The organism is Lysinibacillus sp. TE18511, from assembly GCF_054062295.1.
In genome coordinates this window covers 29,811-49,458 of record NZ_JBSSFD010000005.1, presented here as the reverse complement: position 1 = coordinate 49,458, position 19,648 = coordinate 29,811, and the positions used below count along the sequence as shown (strand labels likewise).

The 19,648-nt window shown below is 36.2% G+C and carries 22 protein-coding genes and 2 pseudogenes; 15 read left to right on the top strand and 9 right to left on the bottom strand.

What is annotated here, in order from left to right; all coding sequences use genetic code 11:
* Positions 1 to 431: 431 nt before the first annotated feature.
* From ACVWXS_RS05265 to ACVWXS_RS05245, 5 genes are all read right to left on the bottom strand, one after another.
* Entirely contained in the window at positions 432 to 677 is a 246-nt protein-coding gene (locus ACVWXS_RS05265; RefSeq protein WP_456956657.1) for a hypothetical protein, read from the bottom strand.
* A 67-nt stretch (positions 678 to 744) separates the two neighbouring features.
* Positions 745 to 927, bottom strand: a complete 183-nt coding sequence (locus ACVWXS_RS05260; RefSeq protein WP_456956655.1) for a hypothetical protein — start codon at positions 925 to 927, stop codon at positions 745 to 747.
* Positions 928 to 1,421: 494 nt separating this feature from the next.
* Positions 1,422 to 1,865, bottom strand: a complete 444-nt coding sequence (locus ACVWXS_RS05255) for a hypothetical protein (protein WP_456956653.1) — start codon at positions 1,863 to 1,865, stop codon at positions 1,422 to 1,424.
* Between the two features lie 406 nt (positions 1,866 to 2,271).
* Complete coding sequence (locus ACVWXS_RS05250) at positions 2,272 to 2,535, bottom strand: hypothetical protein (protein ID WP_456956651.1); 264 nt, start codon at positions 2,533 to 2,535, stop codon at positions 2,272 to 2,274.
* 413 nt (positions 2,536 to 2,948) lie between these two features.
* Complete coding sequence (locus ACVWXS_RS05245) at positions 2,949 to 3,119, bottom strand: hypothetical protein (RefSeq protein WP_456956649.1); 171 nt, start codon at positions 3,117 to 3,119, stop codon at positions 2,949 to 2,951.
* Between the two features lie 870 nt (positions 3,120 to 3,989).
* Here ACVWXS_RS05245 and ACVWXS_RS05240 point away from each other — a divergent pair.
* Positions 3,990 to 4,097: pseudogene (locus ACVWXS_RS05240) on the top strand (iron-sulfur cluster assembly accessory protein); the annotation flags it as partial.
* Between the two features lie 243 nt (positions 4,098 to 4,340).
* Here ACVWXS_RS05240 and ACVWXS_RS05235 read toward each other — a convergent pair.
* A complete protein-coding gene (locus ACVWXS_RS05235; RefSeq protein ID WP_456956647.1) occupies positions 4,341 to 4,793 on the bottom strand; it encodes a GNAT family N-acetyltransferase in 453 nt (150 codons plus the stop codon).
* Positions 4,794 to 5,022: 229 nt separating this feature from the next.
* On the opposite strand from ACVWXS_RS05235, the pseudogene ACVWXS_RS05230 reads away from it, so the two are divergent.
* Positions 5,023 to 5,139, top strand: a pseudogene (locus tag ACVWXS_RS05230) (iron-sulfur cluster assembly accessory protein); the annotation flags it as partial.
* A 150-nt stretch (positions 5,140 to 5,289) separates the two neighbouring features.
* Positions 5,290 to 5,691: an NUDIX hydrolase gene (locus ACVWXS_RS05225; protein ID WP_456956980.1), complete on the top strand. Its 402-nt coding sequence runs from the start codon at positions 5,290 to 5,292 to the stop codon at positions 5,689 to 5,691.
* Between the two features lie 79 nt (positions 5,692 to 5,770).
* Here ACVWXS_RS05225 and ACVWXS_RS05220 read toward each other — a convergent pair whose 3' ends face one another.
* Positions 5,771 to 6,262: a CarD family transcriptional regulator gene (locus tag ACVWXS_RS05220; protein WP_456956645.1), complete on the bottom strand. Its 492-nt coding sequence runs from the start codon at positions 6,260 to 6,262 to the stop codon at positions 5,771 to 5,773.
* A 157-nt stretch (positions 6,263 to 6,419) separates the two neighbouring features.
* Here ACVWXS_RS05220 and ACVWXS_RS05215 point away from each other — a divergent pair, with 157 nt between their 5' ends.
* Complete coding sequence (locus tag ACVWXS_RS05215) at positions 6,420 to 6,851, top strand: MarR family winged helix-turn-helix transcriptional regulator (protein WP_456956643.1); 432 nt, start codon at positions 6,420 to 6,422, stop codon at positions 6,849 to 6,851.
* A 267-nt stretch (positions 6,852 to 7,118) separates the two neighbouring features.
* Here the strand turns inward: ACVWXS_RS05215 and ACVWXS_RS05210 are convergent, their stop codons facing one another.
* Entirely contained in the window at positions 7,119 to 7,670 is a 552-nt protein-coding gene (locus ACVWXS_RS05210; protein ID WP_456956641.1) for a hypothetical protein, read from the bottom strand.
* A 309-nt stretch (positions 7,671 to 7,979) separates the two neighbouring features.
* Between ACVWXS_RS05210 and ACVWXS_RS05205 the strand changes: the two genes are divergently transcribed.
* Together ACVWXS_RS05205 and ACVWXS_RS05200 are read left to right on the top strand one after the other, a co-directional pair.
* Positions 7,980 to 8,477: an NUDIX hydrolase gene (locus ACVWXS_RS05205; RefSeq protein WP_456956639.1), complete on the top strand. Its 498-nt coding sequence runs from the start codon at positions 7,980 to 7,982 to the stop codon at positions 8,475 to 8,477.
* A 150-nt stretch (positions 8,478 to 8,627) separates the two neighbouring features.
* Entirely contained in the window at positions 8,628 to 8,957 is a 330-nt protein-coding gene (locus ACVWXS_RS05200; RefSeq protein ID WP_068985312.1) for a YuiB family protein, read from the top strand.
* 163 nt (positions 8,958 to 9,120) lie between these two features.
* Here the strand turns inward: ACVWXS_RS05200 and ACVWXS_RS05195 are convergent, their stop codons facing one another.
* On the bottom strand, positions 9,121 to 9,603 hold the full coding sequence (locus ACVWXS_RS05195; RefSeq protein ID WP_374965518.1) for a divergent PAP2 family protein: 483 nt from the start codon (positions 9,601 to 9,603) through the stop codon (positions 9,121 to 9,123).
* Positions 9,604 to 9,715: 112 nt separating this feature from the next.
* On the opposite strand from ACVWXS_RS05195, the gene ACVWXS_RS05190 reads away from it, so the two are divergent.
* The 9 genes from ACVWXS_RS05190 (at position 9,716) to ACVWXS_RS05150 (ending at position 19,554) form a co-directional block, all read left to right on the top strand.
* Positions 9,716 to 11,224, top strand: a complete 1,509-nt coding sequence (locus ACVWXS_RS05190; protein WP_456956636.1) for a leucyl aminopeptidase — start codon at positions 9,716 to 9,718, stop codon at positions 11,222 to 11,224.
* A 66-nt stretch (positions 11,225 to 11,290) separates the two neighbouring features.
* Positions 11,291 to 11,485, top strand: coding sequence for a uroporphyrin-III methyltransferase (locus ACVWXS_RS05185; protein WP_456956634.1), 195 nt, complete (start codon positions 11,291 to 11,293; stop codon positions 11,483 to 11,485).
* Positions 11,486 to 11,988: 503 nt separating this feature from the next.
* Complete coding sequence (gene cobA, locus ACVWXS_RS05180; protein ID WP_456956632.1) at positions 11,989 to 12,765, top strand: uroporphyrinogen-III C-methyltransferase; 777 nt, start codon at positions 11,989 to 11,991, stop codon at positions 12,763 to 12,765.
* 12 nt (positions 12,766 to 12,777) lie between these two features.
* The gene (locus tag ACVWXS_RS05175; protein WP_456956630.1) at positions 12,778 to 13,527 is read left to right on the top strand and encodes a sirohydrochlorin chelatase; all 750 of its coding nucleotides are present in this window, start codon (positions 12,778 to 12,780) and stop codon (positions 13,525 to 13,527) included.
* Positions 13,517 to 13,666: a YezD family protein gene (locus ACVWXS_RS05170; protein WP_456956628.1), complete on the top strand. Its 150-nt coding sequence runs from the start codon at positions 13,517 to 13,519 to the stop codon at positions 13,664 to 13,666. The genes ACVWXS_RS05175 and ACVWXS_RS05170 overlap by 11 nt, the downstream gene beginning before the upstream one ends.
* Before the next feature lie 121 nt (positions 13,667 to 13,787).
* Positions 13,788 to 15,575, top strand: a complete 1,788-nt coding sequence (locus ACVWXS_RS05165; protein ID WP_456956626.1) for an assimilatory sulfite reductase (NADPH) flavoprotein subunit — start codon at positions 13,788 to 13,790, stop codon at positions 15,573 to 15,575.
* 87 nt (positions 15,576 to 15,662) lie between these two features.
* Positions 15,663 to 17,381 carry an assimilatory sulfite reductase (NADPH) hemoprotein subunit gene (cysI, locus tag ACVWXS_RS05160; protein WP_456956624.1) on the top strand — a complete coding sequence of 573 codons (1,719 nt, stop codon included), beginning with the start codon at positions 15,663 to 15,665 and terminating at the stop codon, positions 17,379 to 17,381.
* Positions 17,382 to 17,775: 394 nt separating this feature from the next.
* Positions 17,776 to 18,477 carry a phosphoadenylyl-sulfate reductase gene (locus tag ACVWXS_RS05155; protein ID WP_423474718.1) on the top strand — a complete coding sequence of 234 codons (702 nt, stop codon included), beginning with the start codon at positions 17,776 to 17,778 and terminating at the stop codon, positions 18,475 to 18,477.
* Positions 18,478 to 18,489: 12 nt separating this feature from the next.
* Positions 18,490 to 19,554: an anion permease gene (locus ACVWXS_RS05150; RefSeq protein WP_456956621.1), complete on the top strand. Its 1,065-nt coding sequence runs from the start codon at positions 18,490 to 18,492 to the stop codon at positions 19,552 to 19,554.
* Positions 19,555 to 19,648 lie beyond the last annotated feature (94 nt).

Here is a 19,648-nt window from a genome sequence, read left to right as displayed (position 1 = left end):
ATCGCTTATTGAAAAATGAAGATACCCCCTATTATTCCGAGTAAAATTGAAGCTACAAATCATTTGCTCAATTTATCCACTAAAGCATCTCTGATAGTGTAATTTTTCACTATTTTAGCATTTGGTCAATCGGTAATTATAATTCTATCTACATTTAACAGTTTATGGGGGTTGATATTTGAGCAGAAGAGTCATTTATAATAGGTAGTTTAGGTGCTATAAAGCCATGTGTTGGGCTGTAGAGCGATTGTGGAGCATAGAAAAGGACTTGTGTGTAGTAAGTAGTCATCATACACGCAAGTCCTATTCTTATTCAACTAAAGTTTCCCGTTAGCCATCCATGTAGCGCAAAACCAACGCTACACCACTGAGAATGAAAGATTATTACGTTCTTTCATGGGAGTTGAGTAGCGAAAAGCATTACTCAATTTTTATGAACAACGTGTAACTGCATGGTCAACATCTTTATTCTTTATTAAAACATTATTATCGTTATCAACCTGATAAATAATTTCTTCAGTATTTAAACATATGAACAAAGATTCCCTCAATTCATCATTCATATTTTCTTGGTGTGCAAATACAACAAATTCATCTTTGTCGACTTTTTGTTGATTACATGCAGTAACTAAACTTAGTAACAACATAAGTGCAATAATTGGTCTAAAGTTTTTCAATTTTCTATCCTCCTTGAAACTATATATTGGCAAACCTTTTCAACGCTCAAATTTCCCAATAAACAATCTAGAACTCTTTAATAAATGCATTTAGTATAAGACTCAAAATCGCTAATACAACACAAATATTTACAATGACTATACCAATTTTGTTATCATTTTTATCTTCCTTACGCTGTTGTTTTATCTTTCTATATAAACCTTGAACCTTTTTTTGCATTTGGGTTTTATCTTGCTTATTTTGGCTCAATCATTTCTCCTCCTTTTTCAATCATTATTTTTTCTAAATAAAGGTATTTCTTATGAAGAAAAATAACTTGGTGTTCATGATTAATTGCGATTCAGAAAATAACTTATTTGTTGATAAGCTAAATTGCTCCATTATTCAAATGAATGAATAATCAGTTATTTGGAATAGTGTAACATATTTACAAATGTTGGCGTAGGGAAGTGTATATGACTGATAAGAAAGATTGACTGCTATCTCGTAGCGATACGATAAGATCTTAACAGATTCAACTTTGAGTTAGCTTACAATAACGACCGTAGCACCTTGTACACGAGCTTGTGAGCGTTGATAGGGAAGAGGTTGAGTTATCTAATAGGTGCTACAAAGCCGTTTGTGGAGCTACAGCAGAGATAGAGATAGCATAACAAAAGGACTTGCATTATATGAAATTCAATCATAAACGCAAGTCCTATTCTTATTGAGATAAAGCACCCTTAGTGAAATAGAAAACTTTATTACCAATCTGATGCATCCTTACTATCACCAACTGTAAGATTAAATAAATTGGAATCTAGATTGTTATTGTCAACTGATTCAAAGAAAATTGATTTTACATCTTCCTGTATGGATTCAATAGCATCTTTATTTGTTAAGATATATTTCACCCGAATATCATCTTTTGAAAAAACTGCAAGCAACATTTGAAAATCATACCCTTTTTCTTTTAATTTGTTGTTTACCTGTTCAAAAAAGCCCCCCTCTTGATAAAGTAGGTTTGAAATTTCTTCTACTTCTTTTTGTTTCTTTTCATTTTCCGCTTGTATTTCAGGACTTATTGAAGGGGGGACTTCAGATATTTCTTCTTTGATTGAGGTGTTATTGATAAATAGAAAGGTTACAACAAATAAAATCACAATGGTTCCGATTAAAATGATTTTGCCCTTTTTTATTTTGTACACTTCCTTTTTTACTTTAAATATATGACTGTATATAAGGGTTTAAACCTACTTAAGATATTGAAATTAACTGTTCTATTGTTTAAATGACTGAATAATCAATATTATATTTAGATGGAACATATCCACAAATATTGGAGTGAGGTGAATGTGTATGGTTAACAAGAAAGATTGACCGTTACAGGCTTTTAGATGGGGTTAACGAGCCTATGAGTTTGAGAATGGATTAGAGAAATCATTTACACAGGTTGTCTGAATGAAGTTACAAAGCCATGAACGGAGCTGTAGGAGCGAGTATGTGAAAGTGTGAGAGCATAACAAAAGGACTTGCATGGAATTTTACGCATGAGTCCCTTAGCTTGATGTGTAAAGGTTATTGTTTCTGTAATAAAAAAGTGGTATTTATTTCTTATTTGTCATTTATATCGAATATCCTATACCAAGAAAAAATAATAGAAATTAGGCTAACACTAAAAAGTATGCTCCCAATAACTAAAAAATTATTTGTGTTTGATTGCATTACCAACTCATACTTCGATGTATCAGCTTCACCTTGTCTGTCTAACCAAATATCAGCTATGGCAGTTCCAAAACTAACACTAAAAAAACTTAATATTAATCCCACGATTCCTAGAGATGAACCTATAATGATTAGTTTTCTGTATTTTTCCATCTTTTTCTCCTATCTTTGGGCTTTAGTTAACTCATTGAAAAATCATTCTTAAATAAGATTATAACAGAGTGATATGGCGTTTTTGTTGGAAAATGGTAAATTTGCAACAAGTTAGATTGACCGTTATAAGAGTTGAAAAGCAACCTCTTAGAAGCGTGTAACGAGCCTGTGACAGTTGGAAGTGAAGCAGAGGATTCATTTACACAGGTTGTTTAACCATTATACAGAGCTATGTGTGAAGATACAGGAGCTACACTAGTTGATTGTGAAGGCATAACAAAAGGACTTGCATATATGAGGAATAATCATAAACACAAGTCCTATTCTTATTAAACTAAAGCTCTGTAGTTTAATTACTTTTTCTACGCTCGAATTCCCCAATAAAACAATCTAGAATTCTTCAATAAACGCATTCAGAAATAATATAAGATAAGTACTAAAATAGCTAATACAACACAAATATTTACAATGACTATTGCAATTTTATTGACATCTTTATCTTCTTTCTGCTGCTGTTTTATCTTTCTATATAAAACTTGAATCTTTTTTTGCATCTGTTTTCTATCTTGATTTTTTTGGCGCAATCATCTTTCCTCCTTATTCAATCACTAGTTTACCAAATCCAAACTAAGGTATTTCTTAAAGAAAAATAACTTGGTGTTCATGATTGAGTGCGTTTCAGAAAACAACTTATTTGTTGATATACTAAATTGCTCCGTTAGCCATCCATGTATCGCAAAAACCAGCGCTACATCACAGAAAATGAAAGATGATTAAGTTCTTTCATGGGAGTTGAATAATTGAATAATCAGTCGTTTGATTTAGTGTAACATATTTCCAAATTTTGATGTAGGATGAATGTGTATGGCTAACAAGAAAGATTGACTGTTACAAGAACTGAATAGCAAGCTCTTATAAGTATTTAACGAACCTGTGAGCGTTGATTGTGGAGTAGAGGAATCAATACAGGTTATCTAGTTGTTGATACAAAGCCATGTGAGAAGCTACAGGAGAGGTTGAGGAAGCATAACAAAAGGACTTGCATGTAATGAGGTTGAATCATACACGTAAGTCCTGTTCTTATTAAGCTAGAGCAACCTGTTAGCCATCCATGAAGCGTAAAAATCAGCACTGCACCACAGAAAATAAAAGAGGATTAAGTTCTTTCATGGGAGTTCAATAACTAATCTTACGCATAATTCCCTCGTAGGTGGGAATAGTTTTGATATTGAGGTAGGGTATCTTCCTATATAAATGTGACCTGTTGCACTCACACGAAATGGTGATAAGAACGAAACGATTAACCACATTTAGTAATGGTTATTCTATGTTAGTTAGGGTACAATTGAATCAGCGATGTACATAATCATAGAGGTATGGGATACACAATCCACACTGTGATTTACAATCCATAAAAACAACAACAAACGTTGATTTAACAACATTTCTGATAATCGCTAATGGGCGGTGGCTTCACCATCGATAATCCAAATGCAATCGCATCATGCGGCACGTCTTTCAAAACAGCAAAACGTGAAGGTACACCTGAGATTTGTGATTAATTAGCGTTTATCTAAAAATATTGGATGCATGATGAATCACAGCTAAAAGGTATGTACACAATCCCAAAAATAGATAATAACAACCCTAAATTAGGCTAAAAAGGGTTGTGAATAACGAGCTTCTTTGATTTGTCATGTTTTATACATGATAAATGAGGGAGGCTTTTTTTATTAATTGATTGGAAAGTTGAAGGGTATGTCCTTCATTAAATTATAATATGGTCACATTACATCAATAAAAGTTTATAATTTCTTTTCAAAGAAGGTTAAAGATAATTGTTCATTTACTGTAACTTCTTTAGTTTTTTCAAAGCCATTCTTTATATAGAATTTAACTGCAGGAGTGTTTTTCGAACCAGTTGCCACTTCTACTTTTTTAACAACAAAATTACTTATTACGAAATTTAAAAGAAGCTGGGCAATTCCTTTTCTAAAATGGTTCGGATGTACAATTAATCTGTGTATATCAGCAATATTGTCATCTACTACTTTTAATGATATTGCGCCACAAAGCTCTGTATTTTCATAATAACCAAAGAAAGTTTCTTCGCATTTTTGTAATGTATCAACGGTGTCTTTCAATGGAGGTATTTCATAGTAGCCGATTATTTTAGCTTCTACTTCATAAGATGGTATTTGAATAGATAATACTTCTTTAGCGTTATTTCTATTGCTAATGTCAATTAATTTAATCAATGTAACTCCTCCATTCTATTATTTTCCTAAATTTACGCTGGTTTTTTATAACAGAATATTTATTATATTGAAAATTATAACATGGCATATTGCGAATTGGTATCAATATAGTAAATGTGCAACAATTGAGATTGAACGTTATAGACAACGAAATGATGAACCAACTAAATTCACACTGTTATGATTGATAATCCATCAAAACATCAATAAACGTTGATATAACAGCATTTTTAAACAATCGCTAACAAGTGGTGGCTTCACCATCGACAATCCAAATGCAATTGTATCATGCGACAAGTCTTTCAAAACGGCGAAACGTGAAGGGACACCTGAGATTTGTGAGTAAACATAAATAAATTCCCCCTTTAGTTTTGGCTCTAAATAATCAGCTTCTTTGATTTATGATGTTGTAAAACAGTGTGAATGAGGGAGGCTTTTTTTACTTTAATTGATTATTTATTATTTTTAAATTAAATAGTAAAGGAGTTGAACCACCATTCGCAAATTTATCGTAACGTCAGGGGCTGTTATTTTAAATAAACAAAATAAAATACTTTTGAAAAAGGATCCTATTAGAGGATGGGAATTACCAGGTGGCTGTGTAGAAACAAATGAAACAATTAAAGAAACGGTTATTAGGGAAGTAAAAGAGGAAACAGGTATTGAAGTCGAAGTTATTAAATTTTGTGGTGTTTCACATGAAATAAAAAATAGTATTTGTAATATGTGGTGGCTAGGAACTCCTATTGGCGGGGAGCTACAAACGAGTTGTGAAAGTTTAGAGGTCGGATTTTTTGAGGTTGAGGAAGCGTTGTTATTAATAGAAAATGAAGATTTTAAACACGAAGTATTACATTGTTTAAATTGTGGAGTAGAACCTTTTTATATTTCTTTTTGAATATAAACTTCATTTAATATGAAATAAGCCACGATTATTTTTTCTAATCGTGGCTTATTAATGCACTAACAATTCACAGTCAGCAAAGTTTTGTTAATACATAATCATAAATTTCATCTGATGATTTATCAAGAGCTATGGAAAACTCTGAAAAAATGTTGTCTTGTAAAGATTGCAGTAATTTCTCTTCTTGGTTAGGGAATTTTTTTTCAGTAACGCTATATTCGAGCTTTTTTCGTAATAATGTGTTTAAAAGGTTTGCTTGTTTTTGGCGATTACCGGATTTAATTATTTCTAGATAAAATCTCGATCGATGAGTGCTTTGTTCAATCCATTCCACGCCAGGTGATGTGAATGAATGTAAAATTTTGAGTGCTTCTTCTTTTTTAATAATGCCTCTAAGCTGTTTTTTGGAATTGTCAATTGGGGTACGAATGATTAATTGTGGTTCATTTAGTGGTTGTAAAACGTAATAAGTTTTTGTAATATCGTTAAAAGTTTGTTCACAAATATCTTCAATAGAACAAAGTCCATGTGTTGAATAAATGACTACATCGCCAACATTATACATGTATATTCCCTCCAACAAACTTTTTTGTCAACTTAGTTGACTAAAGTAATTGTAAGCAATTTAAAGAAATTTGTCAACTTGATTGACGATTACTGTTGTTTTTTTGTATATTAATAACAAAAAATATGGAATGAGGGTGATCTAGCTGAAGGACGAATTGAAGAGTCGAGATGTAATTGATTTGTTGAGCGAACGTCACGAACTACTTCGACGACTTGTTGAAGAGAAGTGGAATAAACATCATAATATTTATATTTCAAACTCAGAATGGTGTATTTTGGGAAGAGTATATAAAAAGGAACTTATGATTTCAGAGGTAGCTAAGGATGTTGATTTTTCAAGACAAGCAACCCATAAATTTATTAAAAGTTTGGAAGCAAAAGGATTAGTGAAGGTTATCGATGTCGAACATAGTAAAAAACATAAAGCAATTCAAATGACTGAATTTGGTCAAGACTGTTTTGAAAAGAACGAATATTATAAAGCTGTGATTGTACAACAGCTGATCAATACTATTGGAGAAGATCAAGTGACCAAATTAAAAAAAATATTAAAGCTTAATTGGAATATGGAGCATTTGAAAGCATAAGATTCGTTGGATTTAGTGATGCAAACAAGTATATGAATGAAAAAAGTAATACACTATTTTTGGCAAGTAGACCAAATACTGATGCAAAAAAAGTTAGCAAGCCTCTCTCGTCCTATACGAAAGAGGCTCTTTGTGGCAAGGATATTAACTGCCGAGCGAAGAAAATGGGCTGTTATAATATCGATATCGAGGAAAATCTTGATGAGAAATCGAAAATAAGCAATTGTTTTTTTAGATTTTAACCCAGCTTTTTTTAAACAATAATAGTTACTCTACCTTCTCGCGCTCTATGAATGTAGCTCCATTTTCATGTGCTAAATGGTAAATGGCACTTTTTTCTTCTGTGCCAAATTGCCCGTTTTCTGCAATGACAAACTCTTCGTTATTTTTCGTTTGGAAATAATAAGTGCCTACTGTACCTATTTCATACTCATAAATGACTTCTTTAATATCCTGCCATTTATATGTGGTTTGATGATGAAATTCTTTGAAAACAATTTGTGTTTTCTGTATAGCGATATAATTAATAAGAGAAAAATAGCCTAAAACCAGACTGCTCACTATTACTATAATCGTAATCAAATAGGTGTATTTATTTCTTTTGAATTCAAGCATGATCAACGTTAAAATAATTAATGCAATTGCTAAGACAAGCATAGTGAGGTTGTTTGTTGGAGTGATTAGTACGATATTATCTCTACTAAAATAAAACGTTTGGGAAATAGCAAATGGCAATATGAAAACAATGATGGGTGATACTAAAAGTAACGCTATCGCTAAAATAAAAAGCCTTGCACTAGGTGATAGTTCGTTAAGCATAAACCTCCCCCTATTTTAGGTGTTTGAATATTCGGTTATTTCATCTGAGTGTAACATATTTATAAATAAGGATTACATAAGGCTCATTACCTAAAGTTGTGGATGACATTTGTTTAGACGTATGCCTTGAATATAAGTTGATTGGAGTGGAGACTGGACGCCCCGTCGGAACGGAAGTCAACCACACGTTATGGTGATGAGCTTACACGAATTTTATGACTAAGAGTATGAAGTAACCATAAAATTCTGAATTAATACTTCTATACATTGAAAATGAGCCGTTATAATATCGATATAGAGGTGAATGTTATGAGAAAAGATAGAGGAAAAGTTTGGTTAGGGGTTGCAGGGGTTGCTGTAAATGAGCTGGGTCAATGGCTAGTTGTCAAAAAAGCATATAGCGGTTTAAAGGGAAGATGGTCATTGCCTGCCGGTTTTGTTAATGCTGGTGAAACTGTGGATGAAGCGGTTGTACGTGAATTAAAGGAAGAAACGGGTATTGATTGTTGTGTATCTGGCTTAATCGGTTTTCGAACGGGTGTTATTCGTGGTGACATTAGCGATAATATGGCGATATTTTATTGTCGGATGAAAGATGAGCAGCAGCAGATTTACATTCAGGAAAATGAATTATTAGAAGCGAAATGGATGTACCCAAAGGAGCTTGCACAAGATGAAATGACATCAGTTATGTTAAAGGAAATGGCATCCAACCAATTTGAAAAGCATCAATTGGAAGGAATTGAAGGTATTAATCCAGGAGATATATTTGGATATTCCTCTTATAGATTGTTCTTTAAAAAATAAAGTGACAGAGGAAGTGGAAGAAAAAGTATGTAAGGGATGTACTTGTGGATTTTCCTAAATATGACGAACAAGCGAAATCAAGGATAAGTTCATTGAAAGCGCTGTAGTAATCATGTAAACTAATGAGAGGAAAACGGAGGTTATACATACATGGAAGGTCCAGTTTCAATAGTACAGTTAATCATTTCAATTTTGTTATTTTTCGTCATGTTCTTTGGTATCGGATTTTTATTGAATATGCTTCTGCGAATGACTTGGTTAATGGCGATTGTGTATCCAATTGTTGTTATATTTATTGTTGATGAGGTCAGCTTTTTTGATTATATTTTCAAACCAGGATCCGCATTTCCAGCTCTTTTAGATAAGTTACAAGCACTGCAATTTGTAGATATTGCAATCTTATCGGGTGGCTTTGCAGGTTCAATTGTAGCTGGAATTGTCATGATTTTTTTACGTAAAAGTGGATATCGAATGTTTTAACTTCTTTCAGCGGATGCCCAAACATCCGCTGATTTTTTTTTGAATGTTTCCGATAAATCGTGAAAAGTTTCCGATAAAACTCGAGATGTTTCCGATAAATCATAAAAGTGTTCCGATAAATAAAAAAACACAGCCTCAACAGGAGGATGTGTCCATTTTTTTTTTACAAAATAAACTGGTAGGTTATGATGGCGATAAAAATCCCGGTTAGTGCCCCAAAAAATACCTCGCTTCGTTTATGACCCAGCAATGTTTTTAGCTCTTCCATTTTTTCTTGCCCATCCATTTGTGGCCATTTTTTAAAATCGTGAAGCAGTATTTGAAAGTCCTTACGTAGTTGGTTTAAAACAGCTGCATGTTGACCTGCCTGATAGCGTACTCCACTCGCATCATACATGACGATAAATGAAAACATAGCGGCTACGGCAAAAATTGGGGAATCTAGCCCTGTTTCATAGGCAATAGAGGTTGTTAGTCCTGTTACGGAAGCGGAGTGTGAGCTAGGCATACCTCCAGTGGAAGTAATTAGTCCCCAGTTAATTTGTCTTGTCATTAAAAAATGAATAGGAATTTTTACAAACTGAGCAAAGAGAACTGCAAAGAGGGCAACGAGTAAAGGGGTATTTTGAAGTAAACTCATAATCATCACAACCTTCACTTATAATGCTTTTATTATACCATTCATTTTTTTCTAAAAGCCAAATATTACGTGTTTTCTGAAATTTAGGTATAATAAAGTATTGAATGGAGGAATTTACATGCATATTGAAAAAGAAGCAAAAACGTTTGAAACGATTTCTACTGAGGTGTTAGTAGTAGGAGTCACTAAACATCGTGAGCAAATGCAGGATTGGGCAAGTTTTTCTGCATTTTATGGAGAATCCCTTGATGCGTGGCTTGGTGCAGGGGACGTATCGACAGAGCTAAAAAAAATGACGAAATTGCCATTCTTGAAAGTTCACCCAAATCTTAAACGTATTATATTTGTTGGTTTGGATGAGCGTAAAAACCTAACGGAAGGCGATGTTCGTGCAGCTTTTGGATTGGTCGGCAAGGAACTTAGAGCCTTAAAAGTTAAAGAATATTCAATTTGGCTTGAATCGTTTACGACAGATGCTATTACTGTGGCAGATGTTGCGTTTTTAGCTGGTGAAGGAACAAGTCTTGGTTATTATTCAATTCCTCATTACAAAACAACTTCAAATGAAGTAGATAAGCGTATTGACGCGGTTCATCTTGTGACTACTGCCGATGACATAGATGAGGTAGTGGCAAGCTTTGAGGTTGGTGTTATTTATGCAGATGCAGTGAACGAAGCGCGTAGCTTAATCAATTTACCACCAAATCTACTTACAGCAACAGATTTAGCTAATTATGCAGAGAGTTTAGCAGTAGAGTATGATTTTGAAGTTGAAATTTTAGATAAAGCACAACTAGAAGAACTAGGTATGGGCGGTATTTTAAGTGTCAATCAAGGCTCCCATGAAGAACCTCGTTTAATAACATTAAAATATAAAGCGACTGAAGATTTCGACGATCCAATTGGCCTTGTCGGCAAAGGGGTTACGTATGATACAGGTGGCTATTCCTTAAAGCCAAGAGATGCAATGGTAGGCATGAAGGGCGATATGGGCGGTGCGGCAGCAGTACTAGGTGCTATGAAAATCATCGGTGAATTACGCCCTAATAAAAATGTTGTAGCAGTTATTGGCTCTACCGATAATATGGTATCTGGCACAGCGTTTAAGCCGGATGATGTTATTACGACATATAGTGGCAAAACGGTTGAGGTTTTAAATACCGATGCTGAGGGACGTTTAGTATTAGCAGATGCTACTACATATGCTAAGCAACAAGGTGCTACTTCCCTTATCGATGTTGCAACGTTAACAGGTGGAGTCATTACTGCACTTGGTATGGATAAAACTGGTGCACTGGCTAATGATGATGAATTCTTTGCGGATTTCATGGAAGCTGCACAAGAGACTGATGAGTTTGTATGGCGTATGCCTTTAACAGAAAGTGATAAAAAACGAATTCGTAAATCAGATGTCGCTGATTTAAATAACTCTCCAGGTCGTGATGGACATATGATCTTTGGTGGAGGCTTCGTTGGTGAGTTTGTTGGTGATACACCATGGATTCACTTAGATATTGCAGGGACATCAGATGCGATTGCAGTACATGACCTAGGCCCAAAAGGTGGTACAGGTGTAATGGTACGTACACTAGCAAACTTTGTGCAACGTTTAGGAGAAGAAAAATAGAGTAGGCGATATACATGTGAGATATGTATCTTCCTTCATACGATAGAGTAAAAAGGGAGGAAGCATATGCCATTTTTCGGAGGTTATCCAGGAGGAGGCTTTTGGACATTCGGTGCGCCGTTTTTTGGAGGGTTTTTAGGAGGTTTACTAGGAACGCAATTTAATCAATATCCATACTATCCTAGCTATCGACCATATCCACCGTACCCACCATACCCACCATATCCACCATATAGACGGCCTCGTTATCGACCGTATTAATTCGAAAAAAATAAAGATCGATCAACACAAAAATTGCAAACCAGCTGTCGGTAACAATATCGACAGCTGGTTTTTTCCTTTAATAATAATTGTAGCCATTTTAATATTTCCTAAATAAATTAAGTAAATAACATTTATTTGGAAATGACGAAAAATTAAAGGCGTTTTGTAATCGAATGAAAATTATTAACTAAGTATTAAAAAAATTGTTGACAAGAATACACCTAATTGTTTATTATTCTTATTACATTACTAAGGATTAAAAACGAAGCTGACTAGTAAACTAGAGGCTCTTATTATTCACAGGTACTGCTATGCCTATGGATAATTTGAGTCTCTTTTTATCTTCATTCAGAGAAAACTACTATCTCTAAAGGTGAGGAGATGAATACGGGGGTGGTTCCATTTCAGCATGTGTCCAAACACAATTCAAAATCCGGACGCAATTACGCCAAGGCGAAATTGATCTCTATCTATCAAGAGACGAGAAGGAGTGAAAACAAATGGGGAAAGTTTTTATAGTAGGTGCTGGTCCTGGCGATGTTGATCTTATTACTGTAAAAGGATTACGGTGTATCGAATGTGCAGATGTCATTCTGTATGACAGACTCATCAATAAAGAGCTATTATCTTATGCAAAACGAGAAGCTAAGCTCATCTTTTGCGGTAAGCTACCTCAGCAACATGCCATGATTCAAGAACAGATAAATCGATCACTTGTCAGCTATGCACAGCAAGGATTGGTTGTCACGAGATTAAAGGGAGGTGACCCATTCGTTTTTGGCAGAGGAGCTGAGGAGGCAGAGGTATTAGCACAGCATAATATTCCTTTCGAAATTGTACCAGGTATCACTTCAGGGATAGCAGCGCCAGCCTATGCAGGGATTCCCGTTACACATCGTGATTTAAGCTCAAGTTTTGCAATGGTCACTGGACATATGCAAGAGGGCAAGGACGATGCAATTCGATGGGAAAGTCTTGCAAAAGGGATTGAGACAATTGCGATTTATATGGGGGTCGGTAATCTTCCCTATATCCGTCAGCAGCTACTCAAGTATGGGTGTGACGAAGAAACACCGGTAGCACTCATCCATTGGGGCACATTTTCTCAGCAAAAAACAGTCACTGGTACTTTAGCCAATATTGAAGATATAGTGCAGCAAGAAAATATTCAAAATCCAAGCATAATTGTAGTGGGAAAAGTTGTTGCTTTAAGGGAACAAATTCAATGGTTCGAGCAAAAGATTCCACAGCTTAAATTGGCGGAAAATTCTGTGTAAGGGTGTGGGTTCATGCAAGCCATTTTATATATCGCTCATGGTAGTCGTGTAAAGGCGGGAGTGGAGCAAGCGGTTACCTTTCTAAAGAGCGTACAACAGGAGATTGAGATACCAATCCAAGAAATTTGTTTTTTAGAACTCGCGGCGCCAACTATTGCTGAAGGTATAGATAGTTGTATTAAACGAGGGGCTACAGCTATAGCCGTCATGCCTATTTTATTATTAGCTGCTCAGCACGCAAAGCATGATATTCCAAGTGAGATTGAGAAAGCAAAAAAACAGCATCCACAAGTGCGCTTTACATACGGTGAACCGCTTGGTGTCCATGAACTATTAATTGATACACTACAGACTAGAATTTTAGAAGCAAGGTTACCTACTAACAATGCAAGTGTTTTACTTATAGGTCGTGGGAGTAGTGATCCTGCAGTAAAGAGTGATTTAGCCAAAATTGCAACTAGATTACGTGATAAATATGCTTATGAAGCTGCAGACACATGTTTTTTATATGGAACGGGTCCTACGTTGGAAGATTGGCTACAGCAAGAGAAGAATGGGTCCAATCAAGTATTTATAGTACCGTATTTATTGTTTACTGGGATTTTGCGCCAAAGCATAACAAGACGATTACAGGTCTATGAAAACAATAATATTATTTTATGTGAAAGTTTAGGCTATGACGACAATGTAAAGAAAGTTTTAGTGGAACGTATTTATCAATTACTACAATTGAATGAGGAAGGTGTTTGTAATGGTAGATAAAAGGACTGAAAATATAAATCTAGCATTAGATCATGTCCGCCAAATTTTAAATACGATGAATCATGGATCCATTACATTGATTGTACAAAATTCCTACGTGGTCCAAATTGAAAAGAAGGAAAAAATACGACTCCGATAATTTTATATTGGTTAAAGTATAGCGTCGGTCTAGTATGTTCAACCCTACATTATGGTGATGAGCTCAAATTCAGACAAATTACTAAGAGAAGAAAATGATACGAATACGTGAGGTGGCAAGATTGAAACTGCAAGTAATAAACAGTCCATTTAATGAGGAGCAGGTAAAGCTGTTAAATGAGTTGCTTCCTAAACTAACAGGAGAACAGAGGATTTGGTTAAACGGCTATTTAAGTGCTCCACTAGCAACTATTGATGCCATTGTTGAAGAAGAAAAGCCGACAGTAAAACCAATCACCAAAACAGTGACCGTTTTATATGGATCACAAACAGGCAATAGCCAGGGGTTAGCTGAAAAATACGCCTCAGCATTGAAAGACAATGGAGTTGACGTAACAATCTCATCGTTAGCAACGTTTAAGCCAAACAATTTAAAAAAGGTAACAAATCTTTTACTCATTGTTAGCACACATGGGGAAGGGGACCCACCTGATCAAGCGATTCAGTTCTACGAATTTTTGCATAGTAAGCGTGCTCCAAAGTTAGAGCATCTTCATTATTCAGTGTTAGCTTTAGGCGATAGCTCCTATGAGTTTTTCTGTAAAACAGGAAAGGATTTTGATGAGCAGTTTGCCAAGTTAGGGGCAACCCGAATCGTCCCTCGCACAGATTGCGATGTAGATTATGATGATGTGGCAGCACAATGGTTCTCAGCTGTTCAGCGGGAATTGCTTCAACAAACGGATATAGCTACTACGTCTACTACACAAAATCAGCCAGCACAAGGAGACACTACATATTCTCGTAAAAATCCGTTTTATGCTGAAGTACTTGAAAACATTAATTTAAATGGCCGCGGTTCAAACAAAGAAACACGTCATATTGAATTATCAATCGAGGATGCAAATTTTCATTTCGAACCAGGGGATAGTATTGGGATTCAACCAGAAAATGATGAAAAACTAGTCGATGCTTTAATAACAGCCTTACAGTTTGATCCACAAACTGAAGTAAACGTATTTGAAGAAACACTGCCATTAAAGAATGCATTACAAAAGAAGCTAGAAATAACAGTTCTATCTAAGCCGTTGTTACAAAAAATGGGTGCCTTTACGGTGCATCAAGAATTTACAAAGCTACTTGAAGACACGAGTGCCTGGAAAGACTATGCAAAAGGAAGAGATTTGCTCGATGTTGTAGAAGACTTTGCACCATTTACATGGGATGCACAGCAATTGGTTAATTTACTGCGTAAAATTCCGGCGCGACTTTATTCAATTGCTAGTAGTCAGAAGGCAAACAGTGAAGAGGTACATTTAACAATTGGGAAAGTAAGCTATGAGACAAATGGACGACAACGTCTTGGCGTTTGTTCTGGTAGCGTTGCAGAGCGTGTACAAATTGGTGATTCATTACCAATATATGTTCATAAAAATCCGAACTTTAGATTGCCAGAGCATGAGGACACACCGATTATTATGATTGGAGCCGGTACAGGTATCGCTCCGTACCGTGCATTTTTAGAGGAGCGTGAGGAACTAGGTATCGAAGGAAAAGCGTGGCTGATTTTGGGTGATCAGCACTTCGTCACAGACTTTCTTTATCAAACAGATTGGCAGCGTTGGCTTGCTTCAGGCACACTAAGTCAAATGCATGTCGCCTTCTCCCGTGATACAGATAAAAAAATATATGTACAACATAAAATTGAGGGAAATGCTGCGGACTTTTATGAATGGCTAGAACAAGGAGCTGTCATTTACGTTTGTGGTGATAAGAAATCGATGGCGGCTGATGTTGATGCAACAATACATCGCGTCATTGAGCAGCAAGGGCAAAAAACGCCAGAGGAAGCAAAAGCCTTTGTCAATGAACTTAAACAACAGAAACGCTATCAACGTGACGTTTATTAACTTCTTTCGGCAAATGTTTTATGTAGCGAAAGTAATGCGTAAGCTACAATTCTGCCGAGGCATAATTGATTAAAGGAGCGATAACAAATGACTGAAAAAATTGTTTTACCTCCACAACTAGGAAAACCTAGTGATGTAGAGCGTATTAAGAGCGATAGTAATTATTTACGTGGAACACTTGAACGTACGATGAATAATCCATTAAGCTCAGGTATTCCAGAGGATGATAACCGTTTGATGAAATTCCATGGTAGTTACTTACAAGATGATCGTGATCTTCGGAATGAACGCCAACGTCAAAAGCTAGAGCCAGCTTATCAATTTATGGTGCGTGTACGAACACCAGGAGGGGCAGCCACACCAGCACAATGGCTAGTAATGGATGACATGGCGAGAAAGTATGGCAATGGCTCCTTAAAATTAACAACACGTCAGGCATTCCAAGTGCATGGGATATTAAAATGGAATGTCAAAAAATATATGCAGGAAATTAATGAGGTATTATTGGATTCTCTCGCTGCCTGTGGGGATGTAAATCGTAATGTGATGTGTAATGTGAATCCAAACCAATCCGCATTACATGAGGAAATTTATAACTGGTCCGCAAAATTAAGTGAGCACTTACTACCTAGAACACGAGCATACCATGAGCTATGGCTGGATGGTGAAAAGGTAGTCGATAGTCAGGATGAAGAAATTGAACCTATATACGGTGCGCAATATTTGCCGCGTAAATTTAAAATTGGTATTGCTATTCCACCAAGTAACGATGTGGACGTATTCTCCCAAGATATTGGACTTATTGCCATTGTTGAGGATGATCAGTTAGTAGGCTTTAACGTGGCAGTTGGCGGAGGAATGGGTATGACACATGGTGATCATGAAACATATCCCCAGCTCGCTCGCGTAATTGGTTTTATTACTCCTGATAAACTATTGGAAACAGCGGAGAAAATTATTACGATTCAGCGCGATTATGGGAATCGTTCAGTGCGTAAAAATGCACGTTTTAAATATACAATTGATGCTAGAGGACTTGAATGGTTTAATGATGAACTGACGCGTCGTCTAGGCTGGGACATCCAACAAGCTCGTCCATTTACCTTTGAGCGTACAGGTGATGAATATGGATGGATTAAAGGTGCAGACGACAAATGGCACTATACATTATTTATTCAAAATGGCCGTATTAAAGACTTTGAAAATTATGAGCTTCTAACAGGATTACGTGAAATTGCTAAAGTGCATACGGGTGATTTCCGCTTAACACCAAACCAAAATTTAATGATTAGTAATGTAACATCACAAAAGAAGGAAAAAATCGCTGCTATTATTGAGCAATATAAGCTTTCAGATGGTGCGCACTATTCTGCATTGCGTCGTAATTCGATTGCTTGCGTTTCATTACCAACATGTAGTTTAGCGATGGCAGAAGCGGAGCGTTACTTGCCTTCTCTAATTACAAAAATTGAAACAATCATCGATGAGGCAGGCTTAAACGATACAGAAATTGTTATTCGTATGTCAGGCTGTCCGAATGGATGCTCACGTGCGGCAATGGCTGAGATTGGCTTTATCGGTAAAGGCCCAGGGAAATATAATTTGTATTTAGGAGCAAGCTTTACTGGTAATCGTCTCAATAAAATCTATCGTGAAAATATTGGGGAAGAGGAGATTTTAGCAGAGCTTCGTCCGATCCTTCTGCACTATGCAAAGGAACGTTTAGAGGGTGAACATTTCGGAGACTTTGTAATTCGTGCAGGTTATGTAACAGCTGTTCACGACGGGCGAGATTTTCATAATTAACCCGTTAATCGCTGTGAACTGACAATTCCATGATCACTAACCTTAAGCTAATTGATTCTAAACATTCATCAATATATTCACGACATAGCTCCATCTGCACGATAAGTTCAAGCAAGTAGATATGGCTTATTTAACGAGAACGATGCCAGGGTTGTTTCAATGTGGATTTCGTGGGGATGTTCGCGCATTAAAAAATGAATTTTCTTATAAAACCTAGTTGTCTGCTAGGTGTACTTAGTATATCTTGGTGATAAGAGGGAATATTGTAGAACGAGGTAGCTAATACCATCGTTTCATAATAAGCTGGCTAGTCAAACTAGAGGCGTTTTAACAAAGGCATGTCTATTACGATGTCTTTCGTTAGAACGTCTTTTTTCGTTCGAGGGGGATTATTATGTTAACATATGCAACTTGGCATGAGCCAACAATGGATTTTAATGTTGATGAAACTTATAAAGCTGCACTGGAGGTTTTACAGTGGAGCTATACTGAATACGGAGAGGATATCGTCTATGCATGTAGCTTTGGGATTGAAGGAATTGTCTTGATTGACCTTATTTCAAAAGTGAAGCCTGATGCTACGATTGTCTTTTTAGATACAGATGTTCATTTTAAGGAAACATATGAAACGATTGACAGAGTAAAAGAAAAATATCCGCAGCTTAACATAATTATGCAAAAATCAGCACTTACATTAGAACAGCAAGCAGCACAATACGGCGAAGAACTATGGAAGTCTAATCCAAATAAATGCTGCGAAATTCGCAAAATAAAGCCACTACATGAAGCGTTAGCAGGTGCAAAAGCTTGGATTTCAGGCTTGCGTCGTGAACAATCATCAACCCGACAAAATACAAACTTTATCAATCGTGACGATAAATTTAAGTCGATTAAAATTTGTCCACTTATTCATTGGACATGGAAGGATGTTTGGCGATATGTTTCAAAGTTTAATTTACCTTACAATCCTTTACACGACAGAGGTTATCCAAGCATTGGTTGTGAGCACTGTACAAAACCAGCATTTACGATGGATGATTTACGTTCAGGGAGATGGCAGGAATCTGGTAAAACCGAGTGTGGTTTACATGAATAAAGGGGTTTTGTCATGCTTGAATATGTTGCGATAGCGATTAGTTTATTTTTTGCGATGAATATAGGGGCCAGTGGAGCGGCAGCCTCAATGGGGGTTGCTTACGGTGCAGGTGCCATCAAAAAAGCTTGGCAAGCATTGTTAATTTGTTCAGTGGGTGTTTTTAGTGGGGCTGTGCTTGGTGGTGGAGAGGTAGTAAAAACAATCAGCTCAGGGATAATGCCGCAGGAGTACATTACTGTAAAGATTGTCATAATTATTTTGATTTCTGCCACAAGCTCACTATTCCTTGCTAATCTTTTGGGCATCCCACTATCGACGAGTGAAGTAACAGTGGGAGCAGTTGTAGGTGTTGGGATTGCCTATAAAGTGTTATATGTAAAATCATTGCTTGTCATCATTTCATTTTGGGTCATTATTCCGATTATTGCGTTCGTTATAGCACTTGTCTTTGGTAAGTGGCTATATAAATTACGAGGCAAGGGCTTGTTAAAGGATCGACCGATATTAACGATTCTTCTTGTCTTTGCCGGATTTTTCGAAGCATTTTCAGCAGGGATGAATAACGTAGCAAATGCAGTTGGCCCTCTTGTTGGTGCAGGAGTGATGGGCGTAACAAGTGGAATATGGCTTGGTGGGGCATTTGTGGCGCTCGGTGCTATGCTACTAGGAAAACGAGTACTTGAAACAAACGGTAAAAAAATTATGCACTTTGAGAAGCCAGAGGGGATATTGATATCGAGTACAGGAGCACTCCTTGTCGGTATTAGCTCTATTTTTGGGCTTCCCGTGCCGTTAACACAAGTAACATCCTCTTCCATCATCGGGATGGGGATGGCCAAAAACGGTAAACAAATTTTTCATAAGTATATCGTGAAAAAAATAATCCGTATTTGGATTGTCTCCCCAATTTTTTCTTTAGTCATTTCTTATTTTTTAGTACAGCTATTCTTAGAGAAAGATATCTATGCCATCGTATTAACTGGCAGTATTATTGTCGGAACGCTTGGTGTCATTAGCTTAATGCGAACAATGCGTGAAGAAGAGCGCTCAATATATGACGCAGGTGAAGGTATTTAATGGGAGTCAATTAAATCAGTGTGGAACCCCAATCAATGCGCATATAAACATTAGGATGGATAAAAATGGTTAATCAACACATCTGCTTAAATAT